Here is a 17,586-nt window from a genome sequence, read left to right on the forward strand (position 1 = left end):
GCCGGCCCGCGCCGCCAGCACCGCCCTGGCACTTCGACCGGCAGGAACGGCGCGGGCTCGACGGGCAGTGCCGGAGCGTCAGCTCCCGGCGCCGCCGCGCGAGCCGGGTCGGCCGCGGCACCGCGGGCCGACCGCCTTGTGCGCGCCGTCACGTTCGGGTAGGGATGTCCTCGGTGGCCAGCTGCGCAGCGCGGAGGCGGACAGCGACGGCGCAGCGACGAGCCGGCCACCGGCCGGAAGAGTTCGGCTGGCCCCCTCACCGCAGGTCTCACGGGCGCCCGCCGAGGGCGGACAGCCCGGCCGAAGTGACCCGCACGCTCCGGCCTCGGCGGGCGGACGGCCATCCCTCAGCATCCAGCGGGCCCCGCACCAAGCGGCCGGCTGCACGGTGCACCGCGGCGGTGCGGGTCTGGGCGGCAAGCACGGCGCAGCCCAGACGGACACCGCAGCGGCCACCGCGGTCGCCGACGCTGTCGGTGCCGGCAGGCGGAGGTTGGCTCGTGCCGGCGGGTTCAGTCGGTGACGGGCTCGGAGTCCTGCCAAGCCCTCACCAGTACCATTCCCGGCCAGCGCCAGGGGCGCCACTCGCCGCTGAGCACCGCGCGCAGCACCTCGCGCTGTACGGGCCGGGGCAGCAACGAGGGGGTGGGGAAGTCGAACTCGAGGTCGCCGACGAGCCGCGCCCCGCGCGAGCGGGCGTATACCGCCATCCCCTGCTGCATCTCCCCCAGCACTGTGCGCCCGACCGCCGGGTCCTGAGCGTCCTTGCCGCGCATCCACTGGTAGGCGATGGCCAGCGAATCGTCCGCGTAATCGGGACCGCCGCTGCCCGTCCGGTCTGAGTGCACCATGCCTCGACACTATCCATACCGGTCGGAGGCCGTTCCACGGTCCGATGCCTGACTGGCAGGGTGACACCGATCTCGATGTGAATGACCAGGATTCTGTGGCTTGGGCCGCTCGCCGTACGCTCCGGATAGGGAGCGGCGCGGGGACGGGACGGGCCGGCCGACACCCAGCTCGACGACGAATGCCGCGGCCGGATCCGACTGCCAGCACCCCGCCTACGTCCGCCTCGCCGATCAGGGCACCGCCCGCGGCGCAGCGTTCTGGTGGGAGCACCGACGAGACGGGGTCGGCCGGTCACATAACCCGTGCAGCCTCCCGCATGATCCGGCGGCCGTCGACGTGGCCATGGACAGCCGCCAGGACCTGGTCGTGCCAGTGCCTCAAGCCCGCGTATGCGCCGTGCGCGGCGGCGAGTTCGGCTCGCATCGCCTCCAACTGCTCGTGCAGGGGCAGGCAGGTGCACGAGCCGGCGTCAGGGTCCAGGGCGCGTGCGAGGCAGCCGGGCACCATCCAGCGGCTGCCGTCCGTCTCCTCGACCCAGTAGCACGGCCGCGGGCCGACGGGGCAGGAGGTCGCCGGGGCGGCGGGAGCTGCGGGCGAATGGGTCGTCACCGGTGGTCTTCCTCTCGGGCAGATCAGCCACACGGACCGGGCTGGGACGGGGCGAGGGCGCCACGCGTGGAGCGTGGGCCCTGGCGGACGAGGGCGCGCGCGGATCTTTGAGTGCCGGGGGGTGCCGCTCCTCGGTGTCTGAGCGACTGAAGCGACCGAGGCGCTGACAGTGAGTACCAGCGTCTCGGCCAGAACTGCGTAAAAGCCGCGGTCAGCTCCGTGGTCGGCGGAACCAGTCACCCGACCGGCGTGGGGCGAGCGCCGCCGCGATTGCGATCCCCAACCCGAGCCAGACGATCCCGGTTGGAACACCCCGCCCCAGGGCGCCCAGACCGAAAAGGATCAAGAACGATGCGCAGACGATCGCAGTCACCCTCGCCCACGGCCCGGACCTGGCGAAACGCAACGCGCAGATGAAGACGCCGATGACCGGCATCGCAGCGCCCAGCACGGCACCCGCCGCCCCGGGGCCCGCCATTACTCCGGCGACCACCGTACCGAGCGCGGCGAGCCCTGCGGCGACGTACGCCAACACGCGCGCGACACGCACCGATCCCGGCATGAGCAAGGGCTGGTGTTGTCCGACGGTATAGGGATCCGGCGGGTACGACTGCACGCCCTGCTGGGAGTTGGGTGGGGCGTTCCCGCCATGCTGATTCTGATACGACGCAATCTGAAACTCTCGGTCAGCAGACATGTGCCGATCCTGAAACAGCGGGCCTGTGGATACGGGCCCACGGGCGGCGCAGGCGCGAGCCTGGCGGGACCGGCGGCCCTTGCACAGTGGCAGCGCGAGCTTGGTATCGGGCCCAACAGGCAGGAGTGCGCCCATGTCTGTGGCCGATGACGTTGCAGGCCGCAGGCACCCTCTTGTGCCTGACCCTCGCCATTGGATAAGGGGCTTCGTCGGTGCGGCGTTTTGCCGGGACGACGGAGCAGCGGACGAGGCCGCTCAGCCAAGCCCCGCCACAATCGAGTACGCACGGCGCGCCAGCTCCGCCGCCTCGCACGCCGTCGTAGCGAAATGGGAGCTGACGCCGCCCCATGCGTCCTCAGCTTCCAACCCGAGCGATTCGTAGAGCTCCTGGCGTTCGGAAGGGTCATCAGGGGCCGGTTCGACATGCCACACTTGGTAGCCGCCGCCCTCGGGCCTACCTACGACGAAGAACTCCCGACGGCTGTCGCCGCTGCCCTGCGCGGAGCGCACGTGAAGCGTTTGCTGACCAGAGGCTACGTCGTGGGCGGCAGCCGGTTCCATGCTGGTGTAGTAGGGCTCGTTGTTGGCCGCGGCCTGTCGTGCATGGACGGCGCGGCCGTCGAGGTCGGGACGGAAGCCCGGGTCATGAATGGGCATCGAGAGAATCTGCTGAGGCCGCATGCGTATTCTCCAAGCGAGTGGGTCGTGGTGGTCGACGACGGGTGGGGGAATCGGGCTACCGGGTGAAGCGGTCGGGGGTGTAGATCAGGTCGCCGGTGTAGATGTCGCGCAGCTCCCACCAGAACCGCTGCTGTGGGATGCACTTGGGGGTGTCGGGGAGCTGGGCGCGGTAGCGCAGGGAAGCGGTGACGCCCTCGTACGTGCCCCACGTCGAGCCGGTGAGGACTTTGCCGTTGCGCACGACGTAGTTGTTGATGCCCTGCTCGACGCCGAGGAAGGTTACGTGCGGGTCCGCATTGTGCTGGATCACGGGTATGTCCTCACAAGAAGGGAAGGGGCGGAGCGGCGTACCAGTTCACAGGTGGCTCTCCGCCGCGGACTCGAACCGCGCCCCCCGACGCGGGGGCGGCCCGGCCGAGCATGCTGCCAACTACACCAGCGGAGAACGACCTGCCCTGGGCACCGGGCTCTGGGCCACGCCTCTGCGAGGACTCAGACCTCGGTCTCCAGGTCAGGTTGTGGCCCGGCGTCCCGGGCCCTGCGTAGCAAGCCGAGGGCGCCCCCTCGACTGCGAACATCTGGCCTCTCCGACGGTCCGAGGACCGCGCACCCCCATGGAGCCTTTCGGCGCCCATCCCATAGCCAGACCGGGGGGTCCCTCGCGTGAGCCGGCGGGAATCGAACCCGCTCTTCCCCCTCGTCGGGGGCGTGCTACCCAACAGCACCACAGCTCCAGAAGAAATGGGAAAGCCCCCTCCTTCCACCCGACCAACGATCAGCCGACCGGGTCCGATATAGCGTGTTGGTGTGTGCCTCTCAACGGGGCCGGGCCTCTGGAGGGGCACACACCAACACTTCGCGATCCGAGGGGAATCGAACCCCTGACCTTCCCCCGGCGTGGAGGATGCTCTACCTAGCTGAGCTACAGACCTGCCGGACACCGCGGATCGGCCGCTCCTTGCTGTCCAGCGTCAGTGAGGCCGATCAACCCCCCTGACGCTTAAGATATTACATGAGGAGTGTGTGAGCCGCAACCCAAACATGCCTGCGCGAGGTACGCCAACTCAGGCAGGTCGCCTCGGCGTATGGCTGGGGAGGCACACGCTCGGCATGAGCGGTCAGCACAGCGGCGGTCCGGCACGCACTCCAGTGCAGTCCCACGAGACACGGGGCGGCGGCCAGAGGCGGAGCCGCAGCGTCGGCCGGATCCGGCGCGAGGACAGAGAGCGCCACCGAACAACTCCAGACAACTCCCCCCACCAGCTATGACAGCAGGCCCGCAGCCAGGGGAACAGCGGCACGTCGGGGAGGAAAGGGAACCGTCCGTCCCGCATGCTGACCAGCCATACGACACAGCCCGAGCCAGAGCGAGCCCCGGCCGGCGGCCCAGGGGAGCTCGACGGCCGGGGCCTGAGCAGCCCGGAACGCGGCCAGGCAAGGCAACTGCGGGGCTGGGTACGCGTGGCGGCGCGGTGTAGCGCAAGGCCCGGCTGCCGCGAACAGCAGGAGCACCGACGGGCCTCGATGACCTGCAGGCTTTCGTGGCAGAGGGCCGGCACAGCAACTGTCCCGGACGGAGCCGTGCCACGTCCGGCCTGGTGTGCGAGGAACGGCAGCAGGGACGCGGCACTCGCTCGCGGCTCATACTGACCGCCGGGCACGCCGACGCGCCGAGGGACAGGTATCCGGGGAAAGGTGGCCTGTAACCTCGGGCGCGGCAATACGGTGTGGATGCACCCCTGATCTACGTCACCTTCCGTCCCAGGGTGAGGCGGCTGCGGCCCTTCGCTACGTACAGGCCGTTGCGAACACCAGCAGGACAACTCCGTCTTCCGAGTCGATATTTGCCAGTTCCACCCGCTGGCTGACGACACCGGGCACGATAGGTGTACACGCACCGAGGAGACCGCCCATCATGACCGATCAACCGGCAGAGACACCACCTGAGCCCGACACCGAGATCACCGCGAGCGTCACCGTCACCGGCAGCCAGGCTGCGCTGCTGCGTGACCTTGCCGCCGTCCTCGGCCGGACTCCTGAGGCCCTCGCCATTGAATGGGCCGCCGGGGCGCTGCGCATTCCCCCAGCCTCGGTCGGCGAGACTGTGCCCCCAGACGACTGGGGACTGTTCGATGGCCCAGCCGACCTCTCGGCTCACGCTCACGAACTCCTCCGTGAGGAGCTGGGCCGGTGACCGATGCGCCACCGCCTATCGCCGTTGTTGATACCTGCGTGTGGCTCGCCGCCTACAACCGGAAGGACCACCATCACCAAGCCGCGGTCACAGCACTCGCCGCCCCGCGCATCCTGATCACATCCCCGCTCGTCCTGGACGAACTCGACCACCTGCTCACCGGCCGTGCCGGCGAACACATCGCGGTTGAGGCCGTCACCCGAATCGGCGCCCTCGCACGTACGGGATCCCTCCAAATCCCCGCTGTCGACGGCCGACTGCTCGGCGAGGCTGAGGATTTGATGCGCGCATACTTGGGCCATCGGCTTGGGCTCACCGACTGCGTCAACGCCGCTCTGACGTGGAGACTGAACCGACCCACCATCCTGACCATGGACCACCACTACACGGATGTACTCGCCCCCCGTACACGCAGTGAACGGCGACTCGAAGCCCTCCCTGGCCCAATCCACACCCCGCGCTAGCCGCCTGAACAGCGGAAACAAACGGATCGAGCCCGCAGTCTGGACTGCTAGCCGTGGTTGCGCCCCTGCAACCATTCTGCGCTGCGTCCTGTGTGTTCAGACGGTCAGCTGGGTGTCTTGCTGGCCAGCCGCTGGCAGGCTGATCTGCTGTCCTGCTGGGCCTGCGACGATGCTCAGATCCCTCCAGTCGTCAGGATCCGCCCCGGCCGGCCAGCCGAGGTCTGCGTAGGGAACCGGCTCCCGCTGGCCGCGCACGCGCATGAACGTCACTCGCTCCATGACGCGCCCACGCGCCGTACCGCGGCCATCGCCCTCGAGGCGCACCAGCAAGTCGTAGCCGAACGGAGAGTCCAGCGGTGCCACCAGGACCCCGCCGGGGCGCAGCTGGTCCAGCCACGCCTGCGGGATGCGGCGCACTGAGGCGGTAGCCACGATGCGGTCGTACGGCCCACCGGCCGAATAGCCGAGTTCACCATCGCCCGCGATGACGACGGGATGAATCCCCAGTGCGGCGAGCCGTTCCTTGGCCCTGGCAGCCAGCTCAGCGTCGATCTCGATCGTCGCCACTCCCGCGGCGCCGACGCGGTGGGCGAGCAGCGCTGTCGTGTATCCGGTGCCCGTCCCGATCTCCAGCACCCGGTCGCCCGACCGCAGCGCCAGGTGCCGCAACAACTCGACGATCACTCCGGGGGCGGAGATGCTGGAGGTGAGCGCCCCCTTCGCCCGACTATTGGGAAGCACCGCCCCGTCGTCCATCTGCGTAATCAGCGCTACCGCAGGCTCGTAGACCATCGTGAGCCAGGTCTGCGGCTGCTGTGTCCGGTCGAGCAAGGTGTGCAGGCCGTCCTCGCCCGGGGTCTGCCACCACACCTTGTCCTGCACGAAGCGCTCCCGCGGCACGCCCAGGAACGCATCACGCAGCCAATCGCACTCACCGAACCCGCGCGGGCTGCTGGCCATTTGCTCTGCGCAGCGCTGCCGCAGAATCTCCGCCGTCACCGCCATCGCGTGTTACCCCTCGTCGTCCGGATCCGGATCTGGATCCGGCGGCGGCATCTCGTTTCCTGGGTCCCCTGGAGACGAATAGTCCCCGCCGACCTGACCGTCGCCCGACTGCCGGTCGCCCCCATACCTGACAACTCCCGCCCCACGACGCTGCATACAGCCTCCGTCCGACGTCTTGTACAACCCACGGTAGACAGGCGCCCCGCCCTATGGGACGGATTCGGCGACATCCGCCCAACACGGCCCGCCTGGCCGGCCTCGGGCACTCGTCGGCCTCCATGGCGCCGATGCCGTGCCGGCCGCTCACACGCGCAGTGGACCGGGAGCCGACGGCCGGGCAGCGGTACGGCCCGGAGTCCGGCGGACCACCGAGCTCGGCGCGTCGGGACGGAGAAGGTAGTCAGACGACGGTGACACTAGTGCGGCCGGAGTGGCGCGAGGGGCGGTAGCCGCGGGGCGGCGGGGCGCAGCGGCGGCCGTAGACCTGGGCCGGAGCACGGGCAGGGCGATCAGAGCCAGTCGGCGGCCTGTGTCCACAGGGCGACACACTGAGGCTGCGTCCATGATCATCAGCCCGGATTACGCGCACTCCATTTTCACGGACCTGACGCAGAGCGCCGCGGTGCCTCTGGCCCCTAACGAACTCACCCGCCTGCGAAGGTTCCAGCAGCACGGTCACGTCTTCTTCGGCGATGTCGCGCTGCGCCGCTACAAGTACAGGGGGCGTTGGGGGTATGACGAGCGGGACATCCGCCGCGCCGGCCGGACCCTCGCGGACGTGCCCCTGGACCTGGATGACGTCGTTGAGGTGCGGTTGCCCGCCTACCGCGACGCCGGGGAACGCGATCCGGAGGACTGGTGCCGCCCCGAGTGGCGGCGCCAGCTGATGACGTGGATGTTCGACCTAGCCCTTCGCAAGCATCACGAGCGCCCTTTCGAGGAGCGGGAGGACTGGAAAGCGATCGGTGAGAGCGGGCTACCTGGCGGGCTGACATGGGAGGAATTCGTCGAGGCCAGAAACTGGAGCATCGCCGGCACCCTGCCGCTACAACTGCTGACCTGGTCCGAGGAGAACTGGCTCCTGCCCCGGGCCTACGCGGAGCTGATGGACCGCTGGGAGCAGCGGGAGAACGAGCTGGTCGCCCTCGCCCGGATCTGCTCCTCCTGCGGGGCGCGGGGCCCGTATTGGGGCGGCTGGCGGACATCAACCAGCACGGGCTACGTCACCATGTGCCCGCCGTGCTCTGGAGCGGCCTACCGCCAATACACCGGCCATCTGAACGGCAGACCGTACGAATCGGTCCGCCAGGGCAAGACCCGGGCCGACGACTACCTGTGCCAGCTGTGCGGGGAGCGCCGGGCGTCGGTGTGGGACCACTGCCACGAACACGATCAGGTTCGCGGCCCGCTGTGCGCCAGCTGCAACACCAGCGAAGGCACGGGCTTCCCGTACAACTTCCTACAGCGGGAAGGGAGCGTGCTCTACCTCCTGGAATGCCGCGGCTGCCGCGAGCAGCGGACCCTGCCGCACCGGTACCACATAGCCGTGAGCCGGGCGCATGTCGAACAGACCGAACGGCACGGGCGCTGTAGCCGGCAGCCGTACACCCGCGAACTGGACCATGCGCACGGCGTGCACCGATACGCGCTGGAATGCAACTGGCACACGCCCGTACGTCGGTGGACGGCCAGCATCACAACGTGTGAAGCCGCGGCGCTCGTAAGGGCTTTTGTCGACACGGTCCTCACCACTCCAGAGAGCGAACCACCTGGAACCAAAGCCGCGTAGCAGCTGACGGTCGAGCCGTGGATAGTGGCAAGGTGACAGGCCCCGGCGGAGCCGACCCCTGTGGGATGGCGGCAGGCGAAGGCTTCGAGCCGCGTGTGCGGACGGCCGGAGCTCGGCGGTACCGGCGAGCGGGGCGTGGCAGGGGTGAACCGGAGCCCAGTCGGCGGCCTGGCGGCGGCTCCGCGGCGCGGTCCCCCGGCCACTCCAAGAGACCAGGGGCGGGCGGCCGCCACGGGCCCGCGCGCTGTGGGCGCGGGGGTCTGCCTAGTCGAGCAATTCGCTCAGCACAGCCGTGATGTCCCTGTGCGGGAACCCGACTGGCCACCAAGCGCCGCGCTTCTTACGGTAGGGGTACCAGAGGTGTCCATCGGTGCCCAGGCGCAGTTGGGCGTCGTGTCCGATCAGCGTCAGCCAGCTCTTGGTCACGCGTATTCCGGGTGCCCCTTGGCCGTCCCAGGCTTGTTTGATCTCCTCGCGTACGGCGCTCAGGTAGGCCGGATCCGGGTCCCACGGCTCGTCCAGGATCGCCAGGGCCCTGGCCCCGCCGTACTGCCATGCGCGGGCTGCCCGGGTGAGGGAGGCTGGTGTGCGGCGCCCGCCGAAGGACAACCGCGTGAGGGTCTCGGTGGGGGGTCTTGCTGCTGCGAGGCGTACGAGGTCGTCAGCGACGCTGAGGGTGACCGGGGCGAGGGGCTGCGGATGCTGGTCATGGGGCAGGAGGGCCTGGTGCAGCAAGTGGGCCGCGCGGGTGGCGGTGTCGGCGGCCATGAATTCCAGTGCGGCCACGTCCAGTCCGGGTGGGGGGTCGGCGGCGTTAGTCAGCTGAGCCACCGGGCCAGGGTGGTCGACGGCTGGTGGTGGTGCGGGCAGCGGCGGGAGCCCGGCGCGGGCGGCGGCGAAGACGTCGCGGGCGGGCACCCCGGCTGGTGGGGACGGTGTGGCGGGGGTGGTGGCCTGGGCGGCGTTGCGGCGGTGCAGCTCGGCCATGAGCTCGCTCTCGCCGCGTCCCCGCAGGAGCAGGAGGACGAAGGGATCGTGGTCGAGGAGGCGGGCGACCTGGTAGTAGAGGGCGGCGGCGTGCTTGCAGGGGTCGCCCCAGTCGGGGCAGGAGCAGCGGGGGGTCAGGTCGCGGGGTGCGGGCAGGAGGCAGACGCCGGCCTGGGCGGCGTCGTCCGTCAGGGTGGTCGGCATGTCGCGGTCCAGGAGGGCGGCGAGGTGTCCGGCGCGGGCTGCGGTGGCGTCGATCAGCAGGTCCCATTCGGTGGACGTCAGTTGGGGGACGTCCATGGAGGTGCGATAGGGGGCGGGCTGGCTGCCCTGGACGCGTGCGGTGGCGCGGCCGGGGGTGACGGTGATCTCGCCGACGTTGCCCGCGCGGGCGTAGGTGCGTCCGCGGGCGAGGCGTCCGGTCGCCGAGCGGACTGGACCTTCCAGAGCGTCGACCCAGGCGTTGCCCCACCAGGTCTCGGCGAAGGAGCGACGGCCGCGAGCGGTGGGCAGTGGCGGGAAGACCCGCCGGCGGTCGCGGTCGTGCCCGGAGGCTGGTGCCTGGTTCATCGGTCTGCCCCCCTTAGCCGGACGAAGTCGGCGAGCTCGGCGTCGCTCAGCTCGGTGAACGCTGCTTCCCCACTGCCGAGGACCGCGTCGGCCAGGGCCCGCTTGGTCTGGAGAAGTTCGGCGATCCGGTCCTCCACGGTGCCCTCGGCAATCAGGCGGTGGACCTGCACAGGCTGGGTCTGGCCGATGCGGTAGGCGCGGTCTGTGGCCTGTTCCTCGACGGCGGGGTTCCACCAGCGGTCGTAGTGGATCACGTGGGCGGCGCGGGTGAGGTTGAGGCCGGTTCCCGCGGCCTTGAGGGAGAGCAGGAAGACGGGGCTCTCGCCGTCCTGGAAGCGGCGCACCATCTCCTCGCGCCGGCTGACGGGGGTGGCGCCGTGCAGGAACTGCGCCGTGACGCCCCGGCCGGCCAGGTGCTGTTCGAGGAGGCGGCCCATGGTCGCGTATTGGGAGAAGACGAGGGCCGCCTGGTCCTCCGCCAGGATGGTGTCCAGGAGTTCGTCAAGGAGCTCCAACTTCCCGGACCGGCCGGCCGTCTTCCCGCCGGGCTCGTTCTCTTTGAGGAATTGTGCGGGGTGGTTGGAGATCTGCTTCAGCGCGGCGAGGAGCTTCAGTACGAGGCCGCGGCGGGCGATGCCGTCGCTCTCCCGGATTGCGGCCATCGTCTCGCGGACCACGGCCTGATACAGGGCGACCTGCTCTTTGGTGAGAGTGACTGGGTGGTCGGTCTCGGTCTTGGACGGCAGTTCGGGGGCGATGCCTGGATCGGACTTCCTGCGGCGCAGCAGGAACGGGGCGACCAGCGAGGCCAGGCGCCGGGCGGCTTGGGGATCCTCGCCGCTCTCGGCGCCACGCGCGTACTGTCGGCGGAAGGTCTTCAAGGGGCCCAGGAGTCCAGGGGTCGTCCAGTCGAGCAGGGCCCACAGCTCGGACAGGTTGTTCTCGACGGGCGTCCCGGTGAGGGCGACCCGGGCTGAGGTGCGCATCGTGCGCAGGGCCTTCGCCGTCGCGGAAAACGGGTTCTTCACATGCTGCGCCTCATCAGCTACGACCAACCCCCAGAAGGGCTGGGCGAGTTCGACGGTCCGCATCCGCATGGTGGCATAGGTGGTGAGCACGAAGCCCTCTTGGGTGCCGTCCAGGCTGCGTTTGGTGCCGTGGTAGCGGGTGACGGGGGTGCCGGGCGCGAACCGTTCGATCTCGCGGGCCCAGTTGCCCAGCAACGATGTTGGGCAGACCACGAGGGTCGGCCCGCTGGTGTCGGGGTTGCTCTGACGGTGCAGGTGCAGGGCGATGAGGGTGATCGTCTTGCCCAGGCCCATGTCGTCGGCGAGACAGCCTCCAAGACCCAAAGACGTCATCTGATGCAGCCAGGTAAGGCCCCGCACCTGATAGTCGCGCAAGGTGGCGCGCAGCCCGGCTGGGTGCGGCACGGCGGTACGACGGGTGGCTGCCTCAGGATCGGCGAGGCGTTCTCTCAATCCCGCCAGCCAGCCCCGCGCGGTGACCTCCACCTGCTCGCCGTCGATGTCCGCGCTGCCGGCCAGGACGGTTCCCAGCGCCTCAACGGGCGTGAGCTGGCGGGTCTTGCGGTCCCTGGCCCGGGCGAGGGTCTCGGGGTCGAGCAGCACCCACTGGTCACGCAGCCGCACCATGGGCCGCTGTGCCTCGGCGATCCGGTCGAGTTCGCCTGGATCGAGTTCCCGGCCGCCGAGGGTCAGCTGCCAGCGGAAGGTCAGCAGAGCATCGGCGGACAGCAGGGACGGCAGGTCCGAGGTGGTCTTCTCGGCCGGCTCAACGACCGCGCGGGCCAGCAGCTGCCGGGCCAGCTCCTTGGGCCAATGGACCTGAACGCCTGCCGCCGCCAAAGCAGTCGTCGCCTCAGCGAGCAGGTCGCTCAGCTCGATGTCGGACAGCTGAAGTTCAACTGGGGCCGCCACCTCCAGCAGGCGGCCCATCGGCGGCCAGGCACGGGCGGCCCGGCGCAAGGCAAGCAGCGTCTGCGCCCTGGCGTCCGGGCCGAACAGGTCAGAAGCGGCCGAGCGCCCCGCCCAGACGTCGCGGGCATCGGCGACCACTCCGTCGGCGAGCTGGTGCAGCTGGACTACAGCCCTAAACCGGCCCTCCGCGTCCAAGTCGTCATCGTCGTCCCCGCCAGCATCGGCGCTCTCCCAGCCCCACGCTCCCGTCTCGTCGCCCGCCTCGGGCAGTTCGATACGCAGCGAGACGCCCACTCCCACGTCCAGGCCGGAGGCGACGTCGGCCGCCCACTGCCGTTGCTGCGGCACCGCCTGCGGCGCTGTCGCGGTCCATGCCTGACCGCCCGCAGCGACCGCGGCTGCCGGAGTCCGGGCAAGCACATCGGCGACCGCATCGGCAAAGGCCCGCACCAGCGGCTCGGCCTGCGGCAGTTCCACTGCTGCCCGGCCCTCTAGCGGGACCGCCCTCGCCTCGGGCGGCATCGCGGCCGCCAACTCCCGCAGCCGCGCCACGTCCTCGCTGTCGTACGGCCCGACCCGCCACGCGTCGAACCCTGAAGGGCTGACTCCAGGTAGCAGTCGCCCACGGGCGAGCAGCCGCAGCGCGAGGACGGTGGCCGCGCCCCAGAACGCGGCCACCGGGTCGGCACCGGGCATCCGGCGCGCCTCGGAAACAACCGCCAACGCCTGCGACACCGGCACGAAGGTGGCAGCCACCTCCCGGCGGCGTACCGAAGCGCCGTGGGAGCGCACGACCGTCAGGCGGTCGGTAGCCCCCGGCGGAGCCGTTCCGTCCGGACGCCAGAACGCGACATGGCCCGTCCGGGGAGGATCAGCCGGCACGAACACCGCGGCACACTCGGCCAGTGCGCTCATCTGCGCCGGGGTGACCACGGTCGGGCTGCCCTGCGCGGTCCCACCGTCCTGGGTTTTCATGATCGGAGGAACGGTTACCACGTACTGCAGCCTCTCTGTGTCCACCACACGGCCAACGACGACCGCGCGCCGAGCGTAGCGGGGCGCAGGGCCGGGCCGCCGCCGAACGGCGAATGACCAACGCCTTCGAGTCACCCTCCGTCGCGCAGCAGGGCGGTCACGCGAAGGAAACCGTCACGCACCTCGGCAACGACCCTCGCACCGGCATCCGCAGGTCCTCCTTCGGCCCTGCGCCCCCGCACGAGTCACGACGACATGACCTGGCGCCTACGCAGACGCTGACCACCCCTCCGCCTAATTGACGCTTAATATTTGACTCACTGCGCCTTAGTGAGTAAATTCCTCGATGGGTCGAGGAACCCGACCTGACGCACGACCCGCGGGGGATTCCGCAGCGGGCGAGCGTCGCAGCAGTCGGGATACGACCCGAGTTTCCGACCAAGAGGGGCAAATGACTGACACCATCCGCGTGGCAACCCGCGCCCATCGCAAAGCCGGAGACTGCGCTATCTCCAAGATCACGACGGTTCATGTCAATTGCGCCTGCCGGATCGCCTCCACGCTCGTCGGCACGTTTGAGACGCTGCCCGATGCCGAGCAGTGCGCATCCGACCAGGTGCGTGGCACCGGACGCAGCTACCGGCAGTGCCCCAAGTCCACCGAGCCCGCCTCCTGTCGTCCGGCCCAGGATGATGTCGAGGCTCCGTTCCACGGTCCCGCGGACTGGACCGGCCCCCGTGCTCTGTGCGGCTACGGCAACCACATGGCGCCGCTGCGGAGCGACGGCAAGCTGATCGCTCACGAGCTCCAGACGGGCGTCAGGTTCAACTGCCCTGGTAGCGCTCTGACGCCTCGCGCGGACCGGGACCAGCCCACCCGCCAGGGCAGCGCGACGGTCTTCTACGACGGCCCGCGATCATTTGGGCTGGCGTGCCTGGCGAAGGCCGACGATGTAGTGGAGATCAACGGAGAGACTCTGGAGGTCCGAGGATGTGAGCTGCTGGAGCACAACTCGAACCTCGTGTATATCAAGTTCGCCGATGCCAGCCCCGTTCAGTGCACCTTGGAGGACTGGCTTCCCTACGCACGACGGATCCGGCGGCACGACATCCGGTGCGTATGGTGTGGCGTGTACGTGGTAGCTGCGGTCGACGAGGCGGTGGATGGGAAGCCCATAGGTCGCTTGTGCAGCCTGTGTGACCGCCAGGCATCCGCCAGCCGTGCCGTGGAAGGCGACAGCGTCAACCACACCAGCAGCTTGCCCGCCTTGCTGCCCCGGAGAATCGGGAGGGCTGCCTCACGGTCCGGCGCTTCGGGAATGCGGACGCGTTCCGATACGTGAACCTGCCGCAGAACTCAACCTGGAACACTGCCGGCTGCGCTCGGCGGCCAGCGACGTACCCCACCGGCCACAACCTGGACCTTCGTTTCACCCAGCTGGCCGTCGGCGGCCACGTGGACTCCGCCGAGCATGCGACCGCGTGCACCCTCCCGGCCTACCACGAGGGCGACGGCCGCCAAACCAGCCGTCAACAGGCGAAAGACCTTGAGAGACGCCGGTGGCGGGGATCAGGCGGCAGCACGGCGGTCAGGAGGATGACGGGCAGCCGGAGGCGTGCAGCGCTCCAGCCAGCTGGACTAAAACGGGCCATCGGCGCCGGCCGGGGCGACGCCCCCCAGGCAACGGAAGCGCGGCGCAGCTGTCATGAACGACCGGCTCATCCACGCTGACTCCCTGTGGGCGTTCTCCGCCATTACTGCCCCACCCGGCGCTGAGGCCCCCCTATCTGCGACGTGACGAGCCCGGAGATTGGCACACCGCCGTCCAGCGCAATCTGTGGTGCTCGAAGGTTCAGGCTGCGGCGTAGGAACCGCGGCCGGGGCGTGTCACCAGTTTGTCCTTCGTCGCCCGGTTGAGGGTGTTGCGGAGAGATTCGACTTGCCCGTTGCTGTCTTCTCGGCCCAGGGCAGCGTTGATTTCCTGGACGCTCATCGACTCGCCGGACTTCTTGAGGACTTCCACCGCGCGTGCAATGAGCGTTCCGCCACGGTTGGCAGGCGAGTCACTGGCTGAGTTCTTCGCGCTGGCCGCCTTTTTGGCTGCTGGCTTCGAGGTTGTGGCCTTCACGCCGCTCTTCTTGGCGGGAGTCCTCTTCCCGGCCTTCTTTGCAGCGGGGGCCTTCTTGGACGAGTTGTTCTTCACGGCCTTCTTCGCCGCTGCGCGCTGCTGGGGGACTGCCGTTGGCGTATCCGTCTCCTCTACCAACTGCTCGGTCTGAACGGTTGGCGTGGGCTCCGGCCCAGCCTCGCCCACGCTCTTGTCCTCTGTGGTTGCTTCCACTGGGTCGGAATCGGTGGGCGGAACCGTGTCTGCTTCCGGCTCCGCGGGCTTCGCCATGGGGGCTTCGCCCGTCAGGGCACGCAGACTCTCCAGCGCCTGTTGGACTGAGTTCTTCCGCCTCTTCACGTTCTCGAGCTCTTCGCTCAGCCGGACTTCGCGATCCTGCAGTTCAGGCAATTCCTGTTCGAGCTTGTCAATGCTCTCTTGGTAGTGGGAGGTCTGGATGACTGCGGACATGGGCAACCCATTCACCTTGGACGAACTGATTTCAGTCACGGTACAGGCACGGAACCGGCCGCTGCACCTACACGCAGGGACCGCTTCGCGGATGAAGTGTCTGGCCCGGTGTACCAGAGGTAGGCTCGGCCCGGGTCGCGGTATCCGCCTTGCAGCCCCCTATCCAGGCCCGCCTCCAGAGCTCGGCGTGCCCGAGCAGCACTGCACACCTGGGGTGTTGATGCCAGGAATGGGTATGGCGAATCGACGGCCAGCCGTTGCGCCACCGACCTGGACGGCACTGCCGTGACCACCGTGGTGGAGAGCACAACGCCAGTCGGGCGGATCGTTCGTGATGTGGTCAATAGCGGTGGGTGTCCTTAGCGTCGGTCATCTGCACGACCATGCAAGTCTGGCCGTCCACCTTCACGCCTTCGTGAACACCGACCACCACCCACTCCGACCCTCGGGGCATGAGGCGTTCGCGCTCCTCGTTCTCGAACACCGATACTTCGGCGACCGCCGCACCGCGCCGGGTGACGGACTCGAAGACCACGCCGCAGTCCGCATTACCCCACCCTTCAGAGGTGGACCACGAGGTGTTGGTGAAGCCAGCCGCAACGGAGGGACAATGTGATACGGACATGTAGGAGTCGTCCCGGTAGCGGGAACCTACCTGGAAGTTTTCCCGTACCCAAGACGCCACACGCTGCTCCTTTCGGACCTCCATGGGGGGCGTGAATCCACGAAAGACGTGATGGTGGGTATCCGACACTCCTGCGGAGGCGATGGCGGAGTCCAAGTGCCCAGTGACCTCGCGCATGGGCGTCGATGCGTAGCCGGCGCCCTCGTCGAGGCTCTTACCTTGATACAGGTGTTTGTTGATCGAGCTGTAGGCCGAGCCTGTGTATGCCTGCACCCACTGGCGCTGGTCGGAGTTGAGGCCGGCCACCCACTTCTGCGACTCGGGGACCAGACGGGCGGCGTGCTCACCAGGCAGGCGGTCCCGGGTGGTGCCGTCGGACAGGCCGTGCCGCTCCCAGGGTTTCGCCGGGCGGCGGGAGGCGGCGGCGCGGATGATCTGCTCGGCATGGTCGGCAGGGACGCGGTCGTAGATGACCTGTCCGTTTTCTGTCCGGTAGGGCCAGGGTGAGTCCGCGAGTGCCTGGTAGCGGTCGCGGTCGAGGCGGTGGAAGACGAGCCGGGCGTGCGGAGGCTCGTCCTCTGAGCCCGGGTAGACCGTCGCCGCGCCACCGAAGTCCTTGTCGTTCCACGCAACGGTTTGTCCGCCGTCTTGCCGGGTCGGCATGAGCCTCGCGCGACCACCGATCCCGGCGGCACCCGCGAGGGCTCGCGCCGTACGCTGCTCCTCCGGCGGCGGTGCCGGGGCAGGCGCATGGAGGAAGCCGGGGTCGGCAGCGTCCGGGTAGGGCTGCTTCGGACGCCGGCCTCGCAGAAGTGCGCGCGTCGCCGTCGCGCACCGCTTGGCGTTGTCCGCAAACATCCTCGCCTTGGCGTCGTCGCCAGCTTCGATGGCCTCCTTGGTCCGTGCCGCCCACTCCTGGGCATTGGTGAAAGCGGCCTGAGCTGGATGCCCGTCCCCAGCGGCGACGACGTCCTGAGCGAGTTGCTTCGAAGAAGCGCGTTTGGCCGCTCGCATGGCTGGGTGAGAGGACGTGCACCGCCTGCCGCCGCTCGATATTGACCTGCACACCCTGCTGCTCCTCTCCCGCCGCAGCTCGCCCTTCGCGAGCCGTCATCGATCGTGAGATGGAGCGCCTGTGGACAGCGGCCAGCCACAAAATGGCCTAGGTGGTGGGGCCGTCGAGCCAGACGTGGTCTGGCAGTTGGCCCCGTTGGTGGCCGAATACGGCAGGTCACGGCGAACTGTGATTCCCCTGAACGGCGTCTCGACCAACCGCTTTCATTCGCGACTCCAGAGGCGTCAATTCCGGCGGCAAGCCGCAGGCCGAGAGGTCCTGCGGAGCCGAGACACTAAATGGGGATCAACTAGCCCAAGAGACCATCAATGTCGCAGGGCGACGGCCTTTGCCTGCCAGCTATCCACAGGTTTCTCCACGCAAGATTTCCGCAGCGCCACAAAGCCACCCCATCAGGGTTGGAGTTCCTGGCCGTAATGCATCGGAGGCGGCTTTATCCATACGCAAGGCCCATCCATGACTTGGGACCGACCCGCTGCACTACGCGGTAGCGCCGCTCCGCGTCTGTCCGGGATCCCAGGGTTTCGACGGCCGAAACCTGCGGA

Annotated in this window: 14 protein-coding genes and 2 tRNA genes; 4 read left to right on the forward strand and 12 right to left on the reverse strand. The window is 69.1% G+C overall.

Annotated features, from left to right (window positions below; translation table 11 throughout):
* Positions 1 to 512: 512 nt before the first annotated feature.
* The 7 genes from ABR737_RS00430 to ABR737_RS00460 all read right to left on the reverse strand — a co-directional run bounded on the left by ABR737_RS00430 (position 513) and on the right by ABR737_RS00460 (position 3,773).
* Complete coding sequence (locus tag ABR737_RS00430; RefSeq protein ID WP_350248126.1) at positions 513 to 851, reverse strand: hypothetical protein; 339 nt, start codon at positions 849 to 851, stop codon at positions 513 to 515.
* Between the two features lie 292 nt (positions 852 to 1,143).
* Entirely contained in the window at positions 1,144 to 1,461 is a 318-nt protein-coding gene (locus tag ABR737_RS00435; protein ID WP_350248127.1) for a hypothetical protein, read from the reverse strand.
* Positions 1,462 to 1,672: 211 nt separating this feature from the next.
* Positions 1,673 to 2,158: a hypothetical protein gene (locus ABR737_RS00440; RefSeq protein ID WP_350248128.1), complete on the reverse strand. Its 486-nt coding sequence runs from the start codon at positions 2,156 to 2,158 to the stop codon at positions 1,673 to 1,675.
* Between the two features lie 255 nt (positions 2,159 to 2,413).
* Positions 2,414 to 2,839 carry a hypothetical protein gene (locus ABR737_RS00445; protein ID WP_350248129.1) on the reverse strand — a complete coding sequence of 142 codons (426 nt, stop codon included), beginning with the start codon at positions 2,837 to 2,839 and terminating at the stop codon, positions 2,414 to 2,416.
* Between the two features lie 55 nt (positions 2,840 to 2,894).
* On the reverse strand, positions 2,895 to 3,149 hold the full coding sequence (locus ABR737_RS00450) for a hypothetical protein (protein ID WP_350248130.1): 255 nt from the start codon (positions 3,147 to 3,149) through the stop codon (positions 2,895 to 2,897).
* Positions 3,150 to 3,501: 352 nt separating this feature from the next.
* A tRNA-Arg gene (locus tag ABR737_RS00455) sits at positions 3,502 to 3,573 on the reverse strand.
* A gap of 123 nt (positions 3,574 to 3,696) precedes the next feature.
* Positions 3,697 to 3,773: transfer RNA gene (locus tag ABR737_RS00460), tRNA-Ala, on the reverse strand.
* A gap of 981 nt (positions 3,774 to 4,754) precedes the next feature.
* Here ABR737_RS00460 and ABR737_RS00465 point away from each other — a divergent pair.
* Positions 4,755 to 5,033: a hypothetical protein gene (locus tag ABR737_RS00465; protein WP_350248131.1), complete on the forward strand. Its 279-nt coding sequence runs from the start codon at positions 4,755 to 4,757 to the stop codon at positions 5,031 to 5,033.
* Complete coding sequence (locus ABR737_RS00470; RefSeq protein ID WP_350248132.1) at positions 5,030 to 5,497, forward strand: type II toxin-antitoxin system VapC family toxin; 468 nt, start codon at positions 5,030 to 5,032, stop codon at positions 5,495 to 5,497. The genes ABR737_RS00465 and ABR737_RS00470 overlap by 4 nt, the downstream gene beginning before the upstream one ends.
* Positions 5,498 to 5,593: 96 nt before the next feature.
* Here the strand turns inward: ABR737_RS00470 and ABR737_RS00475 are convergent, their stop codons facing one another.
* Positions 5,594 to 6,502 carry a methyltransferase domain-containing protein gene (locus ABR737_RS00475; protein ID WP_350248133.1) on the reverse strand — a complete coding sequence of 303 codons (909 nt, stop codon included), beginning with the start codon at positions 6,500 to 6,502 and terminating at the stop codon, positions 5,594 to 5,596.
* Between the two features lie 562 nt (positions 6,503 to 7,064).
* Between ABR737_RS00475 and ABR737_RS00480 the strand changes: the two genes are divergently transcribed.
* Complete coding sequence (locus tag ABR737_RS00480) at positions 7,065 to 8,291, forward strand: endonuclease domain-containing protein (RefSeq protein WP_350248134.1); 1,227 nt, start codon at positions 7,065 to 7,067, stop codon at positions 8,289 to 8,291.
* Positions 8,292 to 8,555: 264 nt separating this feature from the next.
* Here the strand turns inward: ABR737_RS00480 and ABR737_RS00485 are convergent, their stop codons facing one another.
* Together ABR737_RS00485 and ABR737_RS00490 are read right to left on the reverse strand one after the other, a co-directional pair.
* Positions 8,556 to 9,848: an SWIM zinc finger family protein gene (locus ABR737_RS00485; RefSeq protein ID WP_350248135.1), complete on the reverse strand. Its 1,293-nt coding sequence runs from the start codon at positions 9,846 to 9,848 to the stop codon at positions 8,556 to 8,558.
* Complete coding sequence (locus tag ABR737_RS00490) at positions 9,845 to 12,763, reverse strand: SCO1167/SCO6262 family helicase (RefSeq protein WP_350248136.1); 2,919 nt, start codon at positions 12,761 to 12,763, stop codon at positions 9,845 to 9,847. The genes ABR737_RS00485 and ABR737_RS00490 overlap by 4 nt, the downstream gene beginning before the upstream one ends.
* Positions 12,764 to 13,214: 451 nt before the next feature.
* On the opposite strand from ABR737_RS00490, the gene ABR737_RS00495 reads away from it, so the two are divergent.
* Entirely contained in the window at positions 13,215 to 14,105 is an 891-nt protein-coding gene (locus ABR737_RS00495; protein WP_350248137.1) for a hypothetical protein, read from the forward strand.
* 510 nt (positions 14,106 to 14,615) lie between these two features.
* Here ABR737_RS00495 and ABR737_RS00500 read toward each other — a convergent pair.
* Complete coding sequence (locus tag ABR737_RS00500; RefSeq protein ID WP_350248138.1) at positions 14,616 to 15,341, reverse strand: Rok-like winged helix domain-containing protein; 726 nt, start codon at positions 15,339 to 15,341, stop codon at positions 14,616 to 14,618.
* A gap of 340 nt (positions 15,342 to 15,681) precedes the next feature.
* On the reverse strand, positions 15,682 to 16,980 hold the full coding sequence (locus ABR737_RS00505; protein ID WP_350248139.1) for an ADP-ribosyltransferase: 1,299 nt from the start codon (positions 16,978 to 16,980) through the stop codon (positions 15,682 to 15,684).
* Positions 16,981 to 17,586 lie beyond the last annotated feature (606 nt).

The organism is Streptomyces sp. Edi2 (assembly GCF_040253635.1).
Classification (GTDB): domain Bacteria; phylum Actinomycetota; class Actinomycetes; order Streptomycetales; family Streptomycetaceae; genus Streptomyces.